This is a genomic window from Mesorhizobium album, assembly GCF_033977205.1.
GTDB lineage: Bacteria > Pseudomonadota > Alphaproteobacteria > Rhizobiales > Rhizobiaceae > Mesorhizobium > Mesorhizobium album.
Window position 1 is genome coordinate 1 of the sequence record NZ_JAVIIW010000033.1, and the last position, 19,154, is coordinate 19,154.

The following is a 19,154-nucleotide window of genomic DNA, read 5'->3' on the forward strand; positions in this document are numbered from 1 at the left end:
TCTCGACCTCGCCGACAAACCGGACCTCGCCGGTGCGGCCGCCCTCCGCGATCGCAACCGCGTGCTTCTTCTTGGCTACATCAAACGCAACAAATGCTTCGCTATACTCTCGGGCTCGCCCTCCGTGCGTGAGGATCGGCTCGGCCCATCCGAGCAACCCTCGTCTTTTAATCGCACGAAAGGGCGGGCCACCGATCTCAGCCCCGGAACATGACGTCAAGGTCGCTTCGCCCGGCTTATGGAAGTTCGATCTCGCCGTCCACCACGTGGTTGAGGCCAGTACCTTCCGCCGTCAACGTCATGCGGACGTTCAACTTCTTCTCGCCGCCGATTTGCCCTTCACGCACCATCTCCTCGATCTTGCGCTGGGAGGTGACGCCGACTTCCTTCAGGAACTTGCGGATCGACATGTTGAAGGCGTCTTCGCTCATGGCGGAACTCCTCTGTGTCCGGAAGAGATTGTAAGGGAAGGCAAGGGATCAAGGAAGCGGGACGGTGACGCTCGGTCCCATAGAAACAGATCCCGAGCCGGGACGAGGCGTCGGGTCCTTGAACTTGATCGGCCTTTGGAAGGAGCAAGAGTGGGCGCTTGTTGCCAAGCCGCTACAGTGAATCGGTGTCCTAATAGTGCACAAGTGCCGTCTTTGTGCGGGCAGCAATGTTCCCGAGAGAACGGCTGGGGACGCGTCAGACGATCAGCCTTGCCGCGCGTCCCAGCTGCCGTTCCGCGTCGTTGTAGTAGCGCGAAGCCTGCTGGACGGATCGGTGCTGCGACTGCTGCATGGCTTCGACGAGGGGAATGCCACGGCGGGCGGTTTCGGTGAGGTAGCCGGCGCGCAGGCCGTGCGCGGAAAACAGCTGCGCATCGAGGCCGGCCGCGGCGGCGCGGCGCTTCAGGATCAGGTTGACGGCCTGGGGGGTGAGGGCGCGCGGCTCGAGATTGCCCCAGCGGTCGATGCCGCGGAAGACGGCGCCCTCGGTGATCCCGGCCCGCGCGAGCCAGTCTTTCATGGTCGAAACCGGTCGGCCAATGAGCAGCACGAAGGCGTCGGTATCGGCTTGTGTCGTCTTGGTGCGACCGAGGTGGATCGACAGGCACGGCAGTGTCTCGCTGTCCGGATTCTTCGGGTCGACGGGGACCGGATCTTCGTCCCTGAGCTGCTCGGCACGGAGGGCGGCGACCTCGCTGCGGCGGCGGCCGCCGGAGGCAAAGGCGGTGAGCAGCAGGGCGCGGTCGCGGACGTCAACCAGACGATCGCCCGCGCAGGCCTTCAGCAGGGTGGCGAGAATATCGGCGGTCACTGCCTTGCGGCTCTTGCGGCCGCGCGGCCGGGCGCTGGCGCGGACCGCGAGTTTGATGGCGCTCTGGAGTCCCGGCGCGTTGAATCTTCCCTTGAGCCCCCGCCATTTCGTCAGCGTCGACCAGCTGGATAGCCGCCGGCGCACCGTCGCGGGCGCATGCGGACCGTCGCTGCGCAGCAAGCCTTGCTCCTTCAGCGCAACTGCCACGTCTTGCGGCATGCCGTGCGCCAGATCGGCTTCGCGTCTGGCCGGGTCCCAGAGGTGGTGGGCGACAAACTTGATCAGCAGTGCCTCCGGCGCCGGCCAGGGGAGAGGCTGTCCGGTCGCGGCGAGTGACCAGGCTTCGAGATAGCCGAGATCGGAGGCGAGAGCGCGCAGCGAATTCTCGCCGATGCCTTCCTTGGCGAGGTGCCGAAGTGTGGCGACATCGTCGTCGGTGAGGATCTCAGCCAAAAAGTCGCGGCGATCGAAGGGCAGCACCGAATCCAGCGCGTCGAGGGCTTCGGCGCGCTGAACAACTGTAACTCAACGGCAACAATGACGGGGCATTCACAGATTCCGACACCGAAGGCGCGCTCACGGGGGCAGCGCCGTCGATAGCAATGGCGGTCCCCCGGTGCCACCATTTGATCGAAATCAAGAGATGCAGCAGGGTATCCGATATTTAATATGCTGGAGGGCAAATCAGAAGGAAGCGTACCATGCCTCCCCATTGCGACACGATGGATGGCCCTGTGGTCGGTGCGGCACGCCAAGCATTGGAAAAAGAAGACGTAACGCTGATCCTGCCCTACGTGAAAGAAAGCGCCGGTGCGGCTCTGAAATCTGCGTTCGAGAGAGCGCTTCGGGCACGCAACGTCGGACCAGCGGCGCGCGAAGTCGCAGATCTTTATTTCTTTGAAACCGCGGTTCGCCTGCATCGTGCCGAGGAAGGGGCAGCATACACCGGGCTCAAACCTGCTGGCCTCGACGAGGGTCCGGTAATTCCAGTGGCGGAAAAGCGATCAAGGCTGGCTCACCAGATGAGTCAATTCGGCTGCTGACAGAGACCTTTGAGCAGGAGGTCCAGCATCGATTCGATCACATGAAGCATCTGCAAAACTACCGTGCCGGCGAGGTCGTAAAGGCCCGCCAATATGTGGAGGCGATGCTCGGCCTCGAAGTTTGGTCACATCAGCTATATCAGGCCATGCGGGCGGCTCCCCACCAAGACACGAGCATCATCATGCCTGAGCATAGCGGTGACTACTGAGCCCCGACCACTCTGAGGCTCAATCAACAGCTGGCGTTAGATTCAGGACCCTGCGAACAGCGTCTCGCCTGCGGAGACCCAGCGGTTAGCTCAGCCGCTCAGCCACCTTCACAAGGCTTCCTGTGTTATTTCAAGATCGTGGTGCTGGCATCTGTCTTGCAATGGCGAGAGTGCCGGCTGATCCGCTGATCCCGGTCCTGGTCGCGTATTCTGACCAGGTCGTAGGCTCGCTGGGCTTGAAGTTGGCGGGGCTTCGCCCGGCGAGTTTGCCCCTATTGCTGCACCTGTCCGTCTGCAGGGCAGATCCTGCCGGTGCGCGCCCGCAGAACCATATATTCGGCACACGAGCTTGCAAATCATAAAGATCAGAGGCCGGCGAGCCATTCGAGAAGTTTTGGCTCACTCTGCCAGACTGGCTAAATCATGTCCTGCTGCGCAGGTGGGATTTGGATGGGAAGGGCAGTACGTTCCCGTTTTCTCGGGCTGCGATCTCCCCGTACAGCAGGACTGACAGCACCATCTCGGCGCTGCCGGCGGGTACGATCTTGGGCATCGCCTCCAGGACAGCCTCAAGATGCCTGTCATCCATCACGGTTAGGCGCTGTTTGATCTCTGCGATCTGGTCACGAATTGGTGCCAGGAACTCGGCTGCAGTTATCTCCATTTCTCTTTCCTGCGAGGGCCACGAAACGAGGATGCCTCACAGTGCTTGCAAAGATGCTAATGGATACTTCGGGCTGGCAAGGGCGGCGGCTTCCTCTGCTGGGGGGCTCCGAGCCGTTTCTGGACGCCCACCGCATCGTGCTCCAGGGCGATAGCATGCGAAGGCAAAAGGCCGCGCCCCTCTTGACCCGGCACCGAAAACGGCGAAATCAATCATCCATGAACGCAACAAGGCACCCGAGGACCGTCGTCGCCGATCTGTCCCGACATTAGCGAAACCACTTGTCCGGCTTTTGCGAAATGCGCAGTTAAAGTTAAAGGGCTTGAGAGGCAGAAAGGCGGGCTGTTTGCCCCGGGACGATGGTGCCTGACCAGAGATTGGCGCTCTCGGCGCAAAGCGGACGACGCTCGCTCGATGCAAATGTCGGCCGATCGACAGTAAGCTACGCGGATGCGGCCTCGTTAAGATCAACATTGTTGGTCCGGAAATTGTCAATCGGCGCCGAACTTTGACCCCGGGTCAGTTCTCGGCGGAAATCAACAGGCGGGGCTTCGCCCGGCGAGTTTGCATCTATTGCTGCACCTGTCCGTCCGCCCAGGGCAGCCCTGCGCGCCCGCAGAAGCATAAATCCAGCACACGGGCTTGCAAATCTTGTGTAGCAAGTGACGCGGGCTCGGCTATTTCTTGCGGCGTTCCAGCTCCCGATAGATCAGCATCAGCATTACATTTTCCGCGCTGCCTGCCGGGGCGTTCCTTGGCAGCCGCTTCTCAAGGCCTCAAGGTTGGCGGTGTCCATTTCTGAAAGGTGATCCCTAATCGCTTGGATGGCATCACTGAGCTTCGCTATCAGCTCAACAGCTATGACCTGCATTCTCGTTCTCCGGTCAAGCTAGATCGCCACATTCGCACATTCGAAGGCAGAGAACGAACGGCAAACGCGGCGGATCCTATTTGACATAGGACGCCCGAGGGGGCGTGGTCCGGCAGCGCGCATCACGTACCCGCGATAAACCCACCCCCTCCGGGGACGACCCCCTAACGCTGCTGTACACTCTCATGCATCTAGCTGGAGGTTGAACCTACTTGGTGTCCTCGACAGCCTGGACGAGCTGAATTACAGCGTCTTCCCAGGTCTTGATCTGCCCATGGACGAACTTCGAGACGACGCCCTTGTACGCATTTGAAATGGCGGGCGGGGCACCATAGGTGGAGCAACCCAGATGCGTGTTTTGGCGTTAGGTGGCAGTTGCTGAATTCTCCCACGCCGCAAACGGTGGGCAGCGCCGCGAATACCCTCAGGGAGCATAGATCATGCCTCCACCGCTGATCTTTGTGATTAAGAACTTCGCCATGGGGGCGATCATCGGGTTGATGGCAGCGTGCTGGCTTGTGGCTTTTGGCACCGTCGGCAGTCATATACCGTCAGGGAGCAACGGCTATTTGGCTATTGGGATGATCGCCTATTCGATGGCCTCTTGCTTCGGGATGGGATTTCTGGCCACAGCCTTGATGCTTCTGGAATAGGGCATTCGCCCCAGTGTCAAAGGGCTTGAGGGGCACAAAGGCGGGCTGTTTGCCCTGGGACGATGGTGCCTGACCAGAGATTGGCGCTCTCGGCGCAAAGCGGACGACGCTACGCTCGATGCAAATGTCGGCCGCACGCAATTCGACAGCAAGCTGCGCGGATACGGCCTCGTTAAGACCAACATTGGCAGACTGGTCGTTGCTCCGTTGGTCCGGAAATTCGAAGACGTGCAATTGTCGTTCAGCAAAAACCGGAACACCTGTTCAATTCGAACTGACGGCTGCTGCGGCAAGACAGTCGCGGAGAACCTTGCCGGACTGGGCTTTCCTGCACCTTCCAGAAGAAACAGGGCAGGAGGGGAGCCAATCAGCAGGCAACGCTACCTGCGGCACGTGTCAACGCAGCATGTCCCGTCGGGCTCCATCGCAAGTCGGTGACTCTCGCTGGCTTCCCGAGCGGCAATCAGCCCTATTCGGGACGCTCGGCAGGCAACTACCCTCGTTTAATTTCCAGCCAAGACGACATCGTCGGCGGCCAGCAGCATTTTGAATCGCGCTCTAGCGAAACACCCGAGCGAGCACCCTGCCGGCGACATGACGGGAGCGGATACGGCTTACGGCCGACCCGAAGCCTCCAGAGTACACCACCGGCACCATCGACGCTCGTGTTTCGATCGTGTCTTCGACGGCCACTGCGAAATCGTTGCCGGAACGCCTGACGATGCGACCTTTCAGCTTGGCATTCCCGATCTCGACGCCGATCTCGGTGCCGACCGGGGCCGCGATCGTGCCCAGTAGCCTCATACCTCCGAGCGAGACATCGGTGGTCTGGAAGACCTGCCGCTCGGCGCCGACCGTGATCGTGACCGAACTTGCGCCGCGCAGCCGGTCGTTGCGCCTGAGCCGCGGCCGCTCGATGCAAACCACGATGGCGCAGATGAGGATGACTATGTTGTACCACGACCAGTAGAGCGCCACGATGCTGGAATCCTGGAGTGGTCCGTTTCCGCCGAAGGAGACGAAGATGCAGAGCAGCGTCAGCCCGAGCAAAGTGGCGAAGGCGATCAGCATCTGCCACTGGATCACCATCCCGCTGCGGTCGCCGCCCTTGGCCGTCACTTTGAACTTCTGCCCCCTTGGGCGGAACAGGCCAACCACGACCGCTGTCAATACCTCGCGGGCGGCCAGAAGCTGCGACACGTCCACCATCACGGGAAGCACGCGCTGCCCGGACAGCCATGCCATTACTGCGATCTGGGCAAGGTAGTAGGGAACGAAGTGGGCGATGCCGTCGGCTGTCTCTACGTTCACGGCCTGGATGTCGAACAGCAGGTAAAGGACCGGGATCACCAGTCCGATGACGCGGAACAGGTATGATGCGGTCCAGTAGAGAAAACTCTCCATGAGGCTCATACGGTCGACGAAACCCAGTCCGTTGCCGAGCCTGAAAGGCCCGTCGGGGCCCCGCATGATCTGCATGAAGCCGAGGCACCAGCGGCTGCGCTGCGTGACGTATTCCTTGATGCCTTCCGGCGCCAGGCCAAGCGACAGCCTTTCGTTGAGATAAACGGTGCGGTAGCCGTGGCGCTTCATACGCAGCGTGAGCAGGTAGTCCTCAGTGACCGACTCGGTCGCAAACCCTCCCACCTCAACCAGCGCCCGCATGCGGATCACAGAGGAGGTACCGCAGCAGAATGCGGTGCCCCAGGCGTCCTTCGCCGGCATCAGCACGTCGAAGAAGTAGCGTTGCTCATCCGGCCATGCGTCCGAAGCCTGCAGGTTGGCCTGGATCGGATCGGGATTGATGAAATGCTGCGGCGTCTGGACGATGCCGACATCATCCTCGCGAAACAGCGCGAGCGAACGCAGCAGAAACCCCGACGTCGGCACGAAATCGGCATCGAGGATCGAGATGAAGTCCGGCGGCGCATCGAGCGCACAGACGTGGCGCAGCGCGTTATTGATGTTGCCGGCCTTTGCGTGCCTGTTGTCCGGTCGTGCCAGATAGTGGCATTTCAACTCGGCCGCGAGCGCTGCAAGCCAGGGCCGCCGGCCATCGTCGAGCACCCAGACCCGGAAGTTCGGATAGGTCATCCCGAGCGCGCCAAGCATCGTCCGCTCGAGGATCGCGCGCTCCTCGTTGTAAGTGCAGATGAACACGTCGACCAGCGGCACCTTCTTCCGCGATAGCAGCCACCCCAGGTTCGCATCGGCCTCTCCCGAACGGTTCTTCGTGTGGGCGAGGGTGATGTAGGACAGGGCCGATCCGATGGCTGCCGCACATTCGATGGCGAAGAACAGCCATCCCACGGCGAAGTTGGCGGGGCCGCTCGCCGGCGGGATCGTTACCGTTGCGCGCCAGATGAGGTAACGGGCCGTCAGCGCCAGGACCAAGACGATCGGCACCGCGCGCCATGGCGACTCACGATTGATCCAGGGCAACAGAAGCAGAAGGGCGCCGACGACGAGCAGGCCCGGCGCGACCCCTTCGGCCAGTATCGAGACGATCGGGTTCATGGCTTCGCGGGTTCCTGCACTTCAGCTCGCGGCCGATCCGAATACCACGCGGCCGGTGCGCCCGACTGGGCAGGAGCCGCGCGCATCCAGGCCCTTGATCGAAATCGCGACCCGGTAGGGCTCCTTGGTCAGCGCCGATGGCGCGATGGCGAAGTTCGAAGACGCCGAAGCTATGCCGCTGAGCTGGACCACCCTGCCGGCCAGCGACGCACCGCCTTCGCGATAGGTGAAGCTCGCCGGCATGCCAATACTGAGGCTGTTGTAGACAGCTTCGCTGACGGTCGCCGTGACGATCGCTTCAGAACAGTTCAACAGGCTGAACAGCGGTTGACCCGCTACTACCTGCTCGCCGGGAGCGGTAAGGACCTCCCAGAACCGGCCTCCGACCGGTGCGGTCAGCCTTGCCTCGCTGACTCTCGCGACGGCATGCTGCTCGTCGCGAACCTCGGTGCTGGCGCGGGCGATCCGCTCTATGAGCCGGCCCCCGTCGGCTTCGAGGGCGGCGATCTGCTGCTCCACCTCGTCGAGACGCTGCGCGGAGCGCGGCTGGTCGTTGTAGTCGTCGCCGAGATAGGCTCCGGCATTGAGCGCTTGGCGCTCGACAGCAAGCGCCGCCTTGCGTGCGCGCACCTGCTTGATGAGCGAAGCGGCCACCGCAGCGTCGCGATCGGCATCATCCATGACCGATTGGGCGACCGAACCCGACTTTGCCAGGACCGCTTGCCGCGCGCGGATGGAATCGGCCCGCACCTGCTCTGCCACCGCCGCCTCGATGCGGGCGTCGGCCTCGTCCATCTCGGCATCGATCTGGAGAAGCCGGTTTTTCCGAAATGCCGCAAGCTGGTCGCGCAGCCTGTCGCGAAGGCCGACCAGGCTTTGCATCCTGAGCGTCAGCGCCTGCCGTTCCTGCTCGGCATTGCTCAGCTCATCAAGCGCAGCGTTAAGGCGGCCGCGATCACCACGCGTTTCGGTGATGGTCACCAGCGGTGCGCCGGCATCAATCGCGTCGCCCACTCCGGCGCTGCGGGTGTCGAGCCCCACGGTTCCGCTGATCGGCGCGCGCACGGTGACGAGACGCGCATTGACCACTGCCTCGACGCTCGAGATCTGCAACAGTCGCTGCGTCGGCATCCATCCGGCGGCGACGACCAGCGCAAGTCCGAGGACGCTCTTCAGCAGGCGGGACGTCCAAGGCGATGCGGCCGGCGGCACCGGCTGAGGTGCTACGACCTCGGCAGCCGGCTCTTCCGTCTCCTGGAAATGTCGGTTCAGAAAGGACTGCAATGCTGCCGCATCGTGCCTGCCGCCGGCCGGTTTGGCAGCCTTGCCGTCAGCGGTGTTTTGCTTTGCTACGAGAGTCGGTTTGCTCCGGGTTGCTTTCGTGTTACCGGTAGCGGGTCGCTCGGACGCCGAAGCGTCTGCACGCGCAAGAGATTTCATTTACCTAGCCGCCGAAGCGGCCTCCTGATCTGCATGTTGTTTGCGCGCAGACAGTCTATTTGGGCGGTAACGGACCTTTGCTCGCGTGCTCAATCAGATATCGCGGATTGGCTTATTAATGGTGAATTCGCTGCAGTGATTCTAGTAAAATGCCAAATATAGTGTAAACGTCACTTGGCGAGCGACCGCTCCATGATGATCAGCATTGTCCACGATGCTGGCGCGCGCAGCTTCGATTTTCCGCTACAGGAAACACGGCTACAACGTCGTCGCGACCCTGGCATCCGGGGCGGAGGGATTGCCCATCCGGTTCAGTTCGACACTTCGCCCGGGCCAGCGCGTCGTCATCTCGGTGCCGCAAGCCATCGGCGAGCCGTCTGTCAATTTCGAAATTATAAGGGATGGTGACGTGCTTCTCGTGAGCGAGCCCGTCACAGCCCCGGTGGATGAAATGACAACCGCAGGGGTGGCCGACCAGTGAGGGGCCGGCGCCGCGTCCGGAATTGGATCCCAGGCTATTCCGGACGCGGAGGTCGTTTTGAAGCGTTCAGCGAGACGGGTGGAACAATGCTCCATACGCTCGTCACGCTAGTCTTAGTCTACCTGTCGGCAGCGCAGCAGTCGTGCGAAAACCGCGAAATCAGGCGGCCTTGAGATCCTTCAGCACCTTCTCGAAGGCGTCTTTGACCGGCTTGGAAACGTCGGTCGCCGCCTTGGTCGTGAGTTCCTGAAATTCCTTGGCCTGCTCGACGCCCATTTCGACGCGCTTGCTCAGGAAGGTCGTCTGCAACTCAAAAACTTCTGGCAGCGACTTCGCACGGACCAGAGCCTCGACGTGCGAGAAATCAGCTTCGGCATTGGCGCGCAATGCGCCGATCATCTTCAGCGACAGCTCGCTGCCGACCGATTTCGCGGTTTCGGCGGTCGACTCGATCGCCTTCCGGGCGTCTTCGGCGCCCGACTGGAATTTTGCGAGAGCTTCCTTCGACTGCTCGACGCCCTTTTCGGCGACTGCACGAAGTTGATCGGTGGCCTTGCCAGGGTCGATTGTCGGAAATTCGGTGGGCTTGTCGGCGGTCTTGGACATTTCCTGATCCTTCTGGTTGACGATGGTGTCTCGCCCGCCCCCGGCACAGCGAGACCAGTATGTGGCAGCATTAGCTGCAGTGCAACATTTTGTTGCGGCGCAATATATTTATATTTGAAACTGGGCTCTCCTACACCTCCAGAAGAGATGGGGAGGGGATTAGCTGGCAACGTTGCTCGCCGCACAAGTCAACTACGCAGCCGCAGTCCAGCGGCGCGGCGGTCCCGTCGGGTTCGGCTGGCTACCGCTAATCGGCTGCCTGTTCAGGTTGTGGGGTGAGCTCGCCGGCGCATCAGCTTTAGCCGATTGGGCAGCGGCGTGCGTAGGGGCCCTCAACAGCAATGCGGGATCGAACTCTGCACGCGATCCCGCGCGACGGCCGGTCACTGCCGCCGATGAGATTTCCATCGTTCAAGCAGCATTGTCGCTGCGGCCTGATCGAGGGGACGGGAGAAATAGTACCCCTGCGCATACCCGCACCCCATTTGCCGAAGCTGATCGACATGAGCTTCGGTTTCGGCTCCCTCCGCCACCACGTCCATATGCAGGTTCTTCGCCATATCGAGGATGGTCTGGATGATCTCGCGCCCCTCGGGTCTTTGTTGAAGGGCGCTGACGAAGGAACGATCGATCTTCAGTGTGTCGAACGGAAGTTGATGCAGATAGCTCAGCGAAGAGTAGCCAGTGCCGAAATCATCTATGCTGACGCGGACACCGAAATCGCGCAGGCGCTGCAGGTTTCCGGCGGCGCGGTCGGCATCCTGAAAGGTGACGCTTTCCGTGATTTCGAGGCGAATGGTTTCCGGGCGTGTGCCACTGTCCCTAACCGCCTGCATGGAAAGCATCCTGGCTGCCGTCGGTGGGCGGCACGACGCCGATTCCATCGATGCCGCACAGGACATCATGTATCAGGCATGGGAGGAACGCAGCCGCGGCAAACGCATTGCGCTCGCCAGAAAGGCGCTCGCGGTCTCGCCCATGTGCGCCGACGCCTACGTACTGCTTGCCGAGGAGGATGCGAAATCGATCGAAGAGGAGCTGGCTTGGTATCAGAAGGGGGTCGAGGCCGGAGAACTGGCGCTCGGGAAGGAAGGGTTCGAGGAATATGCCGGCCACTTCTGGGGCTTTCTCGAAACCCGACCCTATATGCGGGCGCGGGCGGGCCTTGCCGCCGCGCTCTGGCTGCTTGGCCGTCATCAGGAGGCGATTGGCCATTATCGGGCCATGCTCAAGCTCAACCCCAACGACAATCAGGGCATTCGCTACGTGCTTGCCGGGCATCTGCTGGCCCGCGATGACATCAAGGCCTTGAAAAAGCTCATCAAGAAATACGAAGAGGACGGGAGCGCTGCGTGGCTCTACACGCAGGCCCTGCTCGCCTTCCGAGAGAATGATCCGGACGCCGACAAACTGGCCGAAGAGGCGTGGCTGGCCAACAGCCATGTACCCGGCGTCCTCTCCGGCAAGCAGCCGCTGGTTGCCTCCATGGACGGCTACATCTCCATGGGCGGTGAGGACGAGGCAGCCTATTACGTTGAAGAGTATGGCGATGCCTGGCGGGCCGCGCCCGGCGCCGTCGAATGGTTGGCGGAAGTGACCAAGAAATTGAACCCTCAAAGAAGACATGGCAGTGCTGCCGGCTAATTTGGGTATACCCGACCTGAACATCGGCCTTGAACACGACACAACCGAAAAACCTGTACATTTTGGGCCTCCTCTGCGTTATTGAACAGATAATGAACAGTTTGCATGACCCGCATCGGATATGCCCGCACTTCGACCACCGATCAGAACCTTGACGCGCAAATCGCCGCACTCAAGGTCGCCGGCTGCGAGGTCATCCGCGAGGAGCAGAAGAGCGGCTCCTCGCTGGAAGGCCGTCCCCAACTCAATACCATTCTCGACTTCATTCATGCCGGCGAGACGCTCGTCGTCACCCGCATCGACCGGCTGGCCCGCTCCCTGCGCGACGTGCAGGTGATCGTCGACCGGCTCAAGGCCAAGGGCGCGCATCTGTTCGCAACCGAGCAACCCGTCGACACGTCCACCGCCGCCGGCAAGGCCTTCTTTGACATGCTTGGCGTCTTTGCCGAGTTCGAGACCAATCTGCGGCGCGAGCGCCAAGCCGAGGGCATTGCTGTCGCCAGGAGGCGCGGCGTCTACAAGGGGCGGCCACCGAAGATCGACCGTGCCGAAATCCGGCGCCGTCTGAAACAGGGCCACGGTCCGACCCAAATCGCCCGCGATCTCGGCATCTCACGCGGAACCGTCTACCAGGTGCGGAAAGGCGAACCAGAATGAACAAAACCAAACGCATAGCCCGGCTGACACCGGCGGCCTGCGAACAGATCCAAGATCGGATGCTTGAGGCTTGTCGAAAGACTGCCGCGGATCATGGATTGGTCATTGAGAGCGCCGGCTGGCGCAGCCTGGATTCCGGCTTTGCCTTCGAGCCTCTATTCCGCGTCAGCATACCCTCTCCCGACGGAACTGCTTTCAATCTGGAAAAAGACATGTTCGTGTATCTGGCCGAACAATACGGTTTGGCAGCCTCAGACCTCGGACGCGAGTTCACCACTGGAAGCGAAAGATTCCGGATCACTGGCATCGATCCAAAGCGGCCGAAATATCCGATCTCCGCCGAGCGCATCCCGGACCGGCGTGGTTTCAAGTTCACGGCTGAAAACGTCGCCATGCTGCTGAAGGCCCAGACCAAGTCATGATGTTCGTCGAACGCTCCCCAACTTGGCCAAAATCGCAGCTTCGGGCCGATTAGGCGAAGTAGCGATGCAATCCTGTGCCATCTGTGGCATTTAGCGGCTTGCTTTCCGAGCCGGACCCGCCGACATCGAGATCGCATACGGCACTATCATCTTCGTCCTCTTCGTCATCATCCTGCGCGAAGGCCGGCGACCAAAGGTGCAAGAGACAAAGGCAGATCATAAAAAGGCGGCGAAGGACGCGACGCGCAACCGCCACCTCGCCAGGCTTTTGATGTGGTCCCGTGTCAATCCAGAATGCAGACAAAGCCTGCCCCCGACTTGCTTGAGCGGTGCGCCAGAGCGTCGGGCACACTTATGAAAACAGCTTCGCTGCCTTTGTCATTTCATCTGCCGGGCAGTCGACGCACAAGTCGCGCTCTCGGGTCTCCACCGTTTTCAGGAATTAACTCGATGCCTGCCATTCACATGGGCGAACACGGGTCAACCGGATTGTAACCTACGCCGTGACAAGCGCTAACGTCTCGTCTCGACCCTTCGACGGCGTTCACCGCTGTCGATGCTAATGGCTGCCTTGGCGTCCGCAAGCAGGCTCAATTTGCCTGTAGGCAACGGTGCGCGATAGGCATTCCGTTGCTGCCCACCCCTCCACATCGCGGTCACCCCATTGGCTATCGTTATCGTCCCGGCAACTGAGCGATTACGTTGCAATCGACCGTGCTGTCTGAACGCGCGGTGTAGGCGGCGTAGATCACCTGGTTCATGTTCATGGAGATTTCACGCACCAGCTTTCGACGGACTGCGGTGGCGAACATTGTGGCTTCGGTGACGCCGATTGTAAATGCATCTGGTCCGCCAATGACGCAGCGCTCGAAATAGGACTCCAGGTAGGAACGGTAGTACCTTGCAAACCCGTCGGCCCCGCCAATCCGGGGCAGTGCGATGGGCAGCCCGTTGATCGTCACACCTTCCGCGAGAAGAATCTGCCGGATGGGGTCGAGGCGTGCTCCGGCATTGTTGGGTCCGTCGCCGGATACGTCAATAACCCTGCGGGGACTGCGCAAGCCACTCTTCGCGAACAGATCATTCGCGGCCAACAATGCGCCGGAAATCGACGTTCCGCGGCCTTCAGTCAACGACAAAGCCGCGAGCCTGTCTGCCAAGGTGAGAGCGTCCTCGCGGCTTTCGACAATTGTCCACGGCACAATGACGGTTTGCTGACTTGGCCCTGCCCACTCCAGATAGAGCACTGCAATTCTTCCCCGCTCTCCCGACCTGATTGCCCTCGCGATGTCGGCATGGCGGAAGGCACCGACGTAGCCGTCGCGTTGCACTCTTTGCTCAACTCTGCTCATCGAGGGCGAGACGTCCACGGCAAGAATCAATTGCAGATCGACTTCGACCAGATCAGCTCCGGGACGGTTGGTCGAGTGAGCCTGTGGGGCTATCGCGAAGAACAGGGTGATCAGGCACACGCCCGTGAGCCGTTGCACCGGCCTTGCACCCACACTTCGAGCAATCTGCATTAAGTGATCCATGGCGAGCCTCTCGCTGACCATGCAATTGTCGGTCCGAGGCGTCTCCGGGTCACGAATGGCTTCCGATCATTCGCCGAAATCCGCGCTCCCCGCCTGGTCTGGATGATGTTGGCACTCCGCAGCGCGAAACCGTGCTAGGATCGAAGCATTGGACTGCGGCTTCGTGCTTGAGGGAAACGGCTTGAGTAGCTCGCCGCCCACGACGTTCGTGCTCAACGGCGTTACCGTCGACTTGAGCAGCGAGACCTTGCGCGACAAGTCCAACAGGACAATCGCACTTCGCCACCAGACCTTCGCAGTGCTTCGTCACCTTCTGGAGAACGCCGATCGCGTCGTCACCAAGGACGACCTGATGAGGGCAGTCTGGAACGGGATAGCCGTCACCGACGACAGCCTGGTGCAGTGCATTCACGAGATCCGAGCGGCGCTCAACGACAGTCGGCAGGCCGTCGTGGAAACGGTGCCTAGGCGCGGTTACAGGCTGGTCCTTCCCTCAAACGCCGGACCAAGAATGGCCGCGATCCTGGCGGCCGAATTGGCTGCTTGCGGTCGGCCGCCAGGTGAGGATGAGCGGGGTACTGCTGTACCTATCCCGGCGTACCGGCAGATCATCGATCGGCTGCTGGTGAAACATGCGGGCCGCGCGTTCGGGAGCGCCGAAAAGAGGGTCGTCGCCGAGTTCGCAGGCCCTGTCGAGGCGCTGCGCTGTGCGAGCGAGATCCAGCATGAGGTCGATAGGCAGAACTGCGAAGTTCCCGAGACAAAGCGCCTGCGCTTCCGCATCGGCGTTCACCTGGGCTATGTCGTCGCCGACGGCGACCACCTCGGGGGCGAGGCCGTCGAGGTCGCAGCTCATCTTCAAACGTTGTCACGCCCGGGCGGGATTTGCGTCACGGAAACGGTTCACGCCCAGGCTCAGGACCTACTGTCGCTGGAATTCATCGATCTCGGCGAGCACAAGCTGAAGGACAGCGCACGTGCCTTGCGCATCTACCGGGTACCTCTTGCTTCGGAGGAGCCGGTCAGGTCGCCATTTCGCGGTCTCGATGCCTTCGAATTCGAAGATGCCGATCTCTTCTTCGGCAGAGCGCGGGCGATTGCTGCCTGCACTGCAAGACTGGAGCAGCAGGCAGCCAGCGGTACGGCATTCCTGCTCATCTATGGAATGAGCGGTTGCGGCAAGTCTTCCCTTCTGCGCGCTGGCCTGCTGCCGTCGTTGATCCGGCCTGGAACCGTGGCGGGCATATCCTTGTGGCGCCGCTGCCTGATCCGGCTCTCCGAAGGACCGGATGCATTCGCTGTGCTGACTGCGGCACTGCTTAGCGAAGCCGCTGTGCCCGAACTGTCACACGAAATAACAGCTGCGGAGTTGGCTCTGCTCTGCCGGAGCGCGCCGGATCGTGCGCTGGCTATGGTTCGACAAGCACTTGGCAAGGCCGCCGGACCGGCCCGCTCGCAGATCAGATTGCTGGTCGCCGTCGATCAGCTGGAGGAGCTGTTCACAACGGAGAAGCAGCCGGCGACGCGCGAAGCCCTTGTGCGGTTCATGGCGGTGCTGGCCGCGAGCGGACTGGCCTGGGTGATCGCGGCGATCCGTTCGGATTTTTTTCATCGCTGCGGCGAGGTCCCGGGTTTCTCGGCGCTCAAGGACGGCCTCTCCAGCTACGAACTCCTGCCGCCGACCGGCCCAGAGATCGCGCAGATCATCCGTGAACCGGCGGCCGTTGCCGGGCTCCGCTTTGAGGAGAGTGCCGAGTTGGGACGGCTCGATGATGTGCTGCAGGAGGCAGCAGCTGCCGATCCCGGATCATTGCCGCTTCTGGAGTTTGTGCTCGACGCGTTGTACCAGGCCGGCCGCGAGCGCCGAGTTCTCACCTTTGCGCATTATCGCGCGCTCGGCGGGCTCGAAGGCGCAATCGCGCGCCGCGCCGATGAAGTCGTAGATTTGCTCGCGCCCGAGATCCAGGAGGCCTTGCCCGCGGTGCTGCGCGCCCTCACCACGGCAAGTCCGAGCGATGAAACGGTGACGGCACGTCCGGCCCTGCTCACCGAAGTTGCAGGTACTCCCGCGCGATCGGCCCTCATCAGGGCCCTGATCGACGCACGGCTCCTCGTCAGCGATGAGGACGCCGGAGGGCATGTCTTCGTCCGCGTTGCGCATGAAGCACTGTTGAGCCGTTGGCCGCGCGCCGGTGACATTGTGAATGCAAACCGGAACTTCCTCGAGACGCGCGACCGCCTCAGGGCCGACGCCCACCGCTGGCACCTGGAGAGCAGGAATCGAGAGCTTCTCCTTCCGTCCGGCAAACGTCTCGCGGAGGGCGAAGAGCTGATGCTGTCAAGACGGGAGGAGGTCGACGATGACGTCCTTGAATACATCGAGGCGTCCTTGCGTGCCCATCGGCAGAAAGAGGAGGAGGACCGGCACGCAGAGCTGGCGCTGATCACGGCCGCCGAAGAGACAAAACGCGAGCGCCTGGAGCGCGAGGCCGAACGCCGGAGCCTTGCGGCTGCGGCGGCAAACCGGCTTGCCCGACGGACGCGCACTGCAGCGATTGTGGCAATAGCGCTGGCTCTCATAGCGGGCTCGGGCGCACTTGTCGCATTCAGAGCTCAGCAGGAAGCAAGGTGGCAGCGCGATCAGGCGCTCCTTAACCACTCTCTTTCGCTGTCGTTTCTTTCCGAGCAGTCGACTGCAAAAGGCAACACCGAGGCTGCGATCCTGTTGGCGCTCGAAGCGCTGTCCTCAAAAGGCCAGTCCAAGCGGCCATATCTTTTTGAGGCGGAGGCCGCCCTCTACAAGGCTCTGCTGGCGCACCACCAGATCAAAATCTTTCGGCATGGCGCCGGTGTTACGGATGCGGCTTTCAATCCGACCGGCGATCACATCGTCACCACATCCTACGACAAAACCGCAGGCGTCTGGGACATCTCCAGCGGTGCCGAAACTGCAGTTCTAAAAGGTCATGAAGGGGCCGTGGAGAGGGCTGAATTCAGCCCTGACGGGAGCCGTATCCTGACGGCCGCGAGGGACGGCACTGCACGCCTCTGGAACGCCATCTCTGGAGAACAGCTCTTCATCCTGCAACCGGTAGGTAATTATCCAACGGCAATCTTCAGCCCGAATGGCAACCAGGTGCTGACGGCGGGGGAGAACAGCGATGCAACGCTTTGGGACGCGCGGACCGGAAGGAAAGTCCTGAGTGTAAGCAGCGGCGAATATGCACGGGCTGTTTTCAGTTCGGACGGCCGCAGCTTCGCGACGGCACGCAAGCACGTTGTTTCGATCTGGAATACCGCAGATGGCGCACTGTCGCAGTCAATCCGAGTGAACTCCTGGCCCTACAGCCTGGCGTTCAGCCCGGACGGAAGCCGGATGCTGGCCGGCGCTTGGGGCCCGCTTTCATACGGCGGCACGTCCAGCCTTCTCGATGCGTCGAAAGGTACAGAGATCGCGAGGTTGGCCGGCAACAAGAGCGACACGCAATTGAACGGCGTGATCTTCAGTCACGGGGGTCAGCGAATCGCCACGGTATCACTCGATGGCGCTGCCCGGATTTGGGATGGAAGGTTGGGAACGCTGGATGAGGTGCTCGGCCAGGAGGTTTCGGGTTTGAAGCTGGCTGATATTGGCACGGATGAACGCGATCAGGAGATGAACGGTGCTTTCACCCCGGACGACCGTTTCCTGGCGACCGCCTCAGTCAATGGGCCGCTCCGCATCTGGGACGTTGAACGCGCCTCGTTGGTCACGACGATCGCCGGTCATGACTCTTTGGTCGAGCATCTGGAATTCAGCCCGGTTGACAGCAACATTCTTCTCACTGCCTCACACGATGGCACCGCTCGGCTGTGGGATGTCAACGGCGCCCTGACGACCACGCTCTCTCATGAATATCGGCCGACCTTCGCGGTCTTCAGTCCCGACAATGTCCACCTGCTGACCGGCGGCGGCGACAGCGTGGCGCATCTATGGGATGTTGTGAGCGGGCGCGAGATAATGCGGCTCGATACACACGAGATCGTTCAAAACGCGACCTTCAGTCCGGACGGAAAGCGCGTCGCGACAGCATCTCTTGAGGGCCAGGTCCGAATTTGGGATGTGGCCAGGGGATACGAGATCACCCAATTCCGATCACATGGCGGCCTGGTCCACATCCAGTTTGGTCGCGACGGCCAATCACTTGTTTGCGCATCGATCAACGGTACCGCGCAGCTGTGGGACACGGCGACCGGCACCGAGCTGGCCATCATCAATACAAGCAGCCATCTGCCGCAGGCCATTCTCAGCCCCGACGGACGCCTGATCCTTGCGGCCAGGGAAGACAACGTGGGCCACCTCTTGAAGGCGGGCGGAGCTGAGCTTAAGGCACTTGTGGGGCATGAGGATCGCATCACGGCAGCGGCCTTCAACCCGGGCGGTCAACTGGTCGCCACGGGCTCACTCGACTACACGGCTCGCATTTGGTCGACCACGGATGGAGCAAGTGTCGTTACGCTAGTGGGACATACCGGCGCGGTGACGGTGGTCGCCTTCAGCCCCGATGGTCAGTCGCTGCTGACTGCCTCACGCGATGGAACCGTCCGGATCTGGAGCGTCGCTGGCGGTCTGGAAAGGGCCGTTCTAAGGGGCCACAGCGGCGCCGTCGACAGCGCCCAGTTCAGTCCGAGTGGTTTGTATGTCGTGACCGCGTCGTCCGAAGATCGCACGGTCCGGTTATGGGCGACGCAATCGGGGCGCCAGATTGCCGTCCTTGGCAGCCAGGACAAATCAACCGTTCTACCGGGCTTTACACTCGCAGCCTTCAGTTCCGACGGCACCCAGGTCGCAATTGTTTCCGGCGAAGAAAGGGTCCGCATCCTTCGCGTCTTCCAGACACCCAAGGACCTCATTGACTTCGCCCGGCGCACAGTCCCTCGCGAACTCACCCCTTGCGAGCGGCGTAGCTTCTTCCTTCCTGAAGACCCTGCAACTGGTACTTGTCCGGGCTGATGTGTCAGGCATACAGGGGACGGGAATTGTTCCTACCGAATATCCCAGTTTCGGTAGTTTTGGGGTTTGTGATCGTTCCCGTCGATGCCGCTGCTTACCACCTTTTTGAAACGGCAG

14 protein-coding genes and 3 pseudogenes are annotated in these 19,154 nt (G+C 61.5%); 7 read left to right on the forward strand and 10 right to left on the reverse strand.

Annotated elements, in window-relative coordinates:
• The 3 genes and pseudogenes from RFN28_RS24070 to RFN28_RS24080 form a co-directional block, all read right to left on the reverse strand.
• A pseudogene (locus tag RFN28_RS24070) lies at window positions 1-136 on the reverse strand (IS110 family transposase); the annotation flags it as partial.
• 100 nt (window positions 137-236) lie between these two features.
• Window positions 237-431, reverse strand: coding sequence for a DUF6494 family protein (locus tag RFN28_RS24075; RefSeq protein WP_127241541.1), 195 nt, complete (start codon window positions 429-431; stop codon window positions 237-239).
• A gap of 256 nt (window positions 432-687) precedes the next feature.
• Entirely contained in the window at window positions 688-1,791 is a 1,104-nt protein-coding gene (locus RFN28_RS24080) for a site-specific integrase (RefSeq protein ID WP_320289768.1), read from the reverse strand.
• A gap of 233 nt (window positions 1,792-2,024) precedes the next feature.
• Between RFN28_RS24080 and RFN28_RS24085 the strand changes: the two are divergent.
• A pseudogene (locus RFN28_RS24085) lies at window positions 2,025-2,554 on the forward strand (DUF6448 family protein).
• Window positions 2,555-2,975: 421 nt separating this feature from the next.
• Here the strand turns inward: RFN28_RS24085 and RFN28_RS24090 are convergent.
• Window positions 2,976-3,218, reverse strand: a complete 243-nt coding sequence (locus RFN28_RS24090) for a hypothetical protein (RefSeq protein WP_320289713.1) — start codon at window positions 3,216-3,218, stop codon at window positions 2,976-2,978.
• 1,079 nt (window positions 3,219-4,297) lie between these two features.
• Window positions 4,298-4,423, reverse strand: a pseudogene (locus RFN28_RS24095) (sugar ABC transporter substrate-binding protein); the annotation flags it as partial.
• A gap of 106 nt (window positions 4,424-4,529) precedes the next feature.
• On the opposite strand from RFN28_RS24095, the gene RFN28_RS24100 reads away from it, so the two are divergent.
• Window positions 4,530-4,742 (forward strand): hypothetical protein, encoded by a 213-nt coding sequence (locus RFN28_RS24100; RefSeq protein WP_320289714.1) that lies wholly within the window; start codon window positions 4,530-4,532, stop codon window positions 4,740-4,742.
• Window positions 4,743-5,300: 558 nt separating this feature from the next.
• Here RFN28_RS24100 and RFN28_RS24105 read toward each other — a convergent pair.
• Together RFN28_RS24105 and RFN28_RS24110 are read right to left on the reverse strand one after the other, a co-directional pair.
• On the reverse strand, window positions 5,301-7,259 hold the full coding sequence (locus tag RFN28_RS24105) for a glycosyltransferase (RefSeq protein WP_320289715.1): 1,959 nt from the start codon (window positions 7,257-7,259) through the stop codon (window positions 5,301-5,303).
• Window positions 7,260-7,280: 21 nt separating this feature from the next.
• Complete coding sequence (locus RFN28_RS24110; RefSeq protein ID WP_320289716.1) at window positions 7,281-8,543, reverse strand: HlyD family secretion protein; 1,263 nt, start codon at window positions 8,541-8,543, stop codon at window positions 7,281-7,283.
• Window positions 8,544-8,913: 370 nt separating this feature from the next.
• Between RFN28_RS24110 and RFN28_RS24115 the strand changes: the two genes are divergently transcribed.
• Window positions 8,914-9,180, forward strand: a complete 267-nt coding sequence (locus RFN28_RS24115; RefSeq protein ID WP_320289769.1) for a hypothetical protein — start codon at window positions 8,914-8,916, stop codon at window positions 9,178-9,180.
• A 159-nt stretch (window positions 9,181-9,339) separates the two neighbouring features.
• On the opposite strand, the gene RFN28_RS24120 is transcribed toward RFN28_RS24115, so the two are convergent.
• Window positions 9,340-9,786, reverse strand: a complete 447-nt coding sequence (locus RFN28_RS24120; protein WP_320289717.1) for a phasin — start codon at window positions 9,784-9,786, stop codon at window positions 9,340-9,342.
• 383 nt (window positions 9,787-10,169) lie between these two features.
• Window positions 10,170-10,622 carry an EAL domain-containing protein gene (locus RFN28_RS24125; protein WP_320289718.1) on the reverse strand — a complete coding sequence of 151 codons (453 nt, stop codon included), beginning with the start codon at window positions 10,620-10,622 and terminating at the stop codon, window positions 10,170-10,172.
• On the opposite strand from RFN28_RS24125, the gene RFN28_RS24130 reads away from it, so the two are divergent.
• The 3 genes from RFN28_RS24130 to RFN28_RS24140 all read left to right on the forward strand — a co-directional run bounded on the left by RFN28_RS24130 (window position 10,621) and on the right by RFN28_RS24140 (window position 12,509).
• A complete protein-coding gene (locus RFN28_RS24130; RefSeq protein ID WP_320289719.1) occupies window positions 10,621-11,430 on the forward strand; it encodes a tetratricopeptide repeat protein in 810 nt (269 codons plus the stop codon). The genes RFN28_RS24125 and RFN28_RS24130 overlap by 2 nt on opposite strands.
• Window positions 11,431-11,535: 105 nt before the next feature.
• Window positions 11,536-12,087: a recombinase family protein gene (locus RFN28_RS24135; RefSeq protein WP_320289720.1), complete on the forward strand. Its 552-nt coding sequence runs from the start codon at window positions 11,536-11,538 to the stop codon at window positions 12,085-12,087.
• A complete protein-coding gene (locus RFN28_RS24140) occupies window positions 12,084-12,509 on the forward strand; it encodes a hypothetical protein (RefSeq protein WP_320289721.1) in 426 nt (141 codons plus the stop codon). The genes RFN28_RS24135 and RFN28_RS24140 overlap by 4 nt, the downstream gene beginning before the upstream one ends.
• A gap of 674 nt (window positions 12,510-13,183) precedes the next feature.
• Here the strand turns inward: RFN28_RS24140 and RFN28_RS24145 are convergent.
• Window positions 13,184-14,065, reverse strand: coding sequence for a DUF1194 domain-containing protein (locus RFN28_RS24145; protein WP_320289722.1), 882 nt, complete (start codon window positions 14,063-14,065; stop codon window positions 13,184-13,186).
• 127 nt (window positions 14,066-14,192) lie between these two features.
• Here RFN28_RS24145 and RFN28_RS24150 point away from each other — a divergent pair, with 127 nt between their 5' ends.
• The gene (locus tag RFN28_RS24150) at window positions 14,193-19,037 is read left to right on the forward strand and encodes an nSTAND1 domain-containing NTPase (protein ID WP_320289723.1); all 4,845 of its coding nucleotides are present in this window, start codon (window positions 14,193-14,195) and stop codon (window positions 19,035-19,037) included.
• Window positions 19,038-19,154 lie beyond the last annotated feature (117 nt).

Coding starts and splice junctions, on each gene's coding strand:
- RFN28_RS24120 (WP_320289717.1), bottom strand. CDS start 9,786: ATGTCCAAGACCGCCGACAAGCCCACCGAATTTCCGACAATCGACCCT.
- RFN28_RS24090 (WP_320289713.1), bottom strand. CDS start 3,218: ATGGAGATAACTGCAGCCGAGTTCCTGGCACCAATTCGTGACCAGATC.
- RFN28_RS24130 (WP_320289719.1), top strand. CDS start 10,621: ATGGAAAGCATCCTGGCTGCCGTCGGTGGGCGGCACGACGCCGATTCC.
- RFN28_RS24135 (WP_320289720.1), top strand. CDS start 11,536: ATGACCCGCATCGGATATGCCCGCACTTCGACCACCGATCAGAACCTT.
- RFN28_RS24075 (WP_127241541.1), bottom strand. CDS start 431: ATGAGCGAAGACGCCTTCAACATGTCGATCCGCAAGTTCCTGAAGGAA.
- RFN28_RS24140 (WP_320289721.1), top strand. CDS start 12,084: ATGAACAAAACCAAACGCATAGCCCGGCTGACACCGGCGGCCTGCGAA.
- RFN28_RS24115 (WP_320289769.1), top strand. CDS start 8,914: ATGCTGGCGCGCGCAGCTTCGATTTTCCGCTACAGGAAACACGGCTAC.
- RFN28_RS24105 (WP_320289715.1), bottom strand. CDS start 7,259: ATGAACCCGATCGTCTCGATACTGGCCGAAGGGGTCGCGCCGGGCCTG.
- RFN28_RS24145 (WP_320289722.1), bottom strand. CDS start 14,065: ATGGTCAGCGAGAGGCTCGCCATGGATCACTTAATGCAGATTGCTCGA.
- RFN28_RS24100 (WP_320289714.1), top strand. CDS start 4,530: ATGCCTCCACCGCTGATCTTTGTGATTAAGAACTTCGCCATGGGGGCG.
- RFN28_RS24125 (WP_320289718.1), bottom strand. CDS start 10,622: ATGCAGGCGGTTAGGGACAGTGGCACACGCCCGGAAACCATTCGCCTC.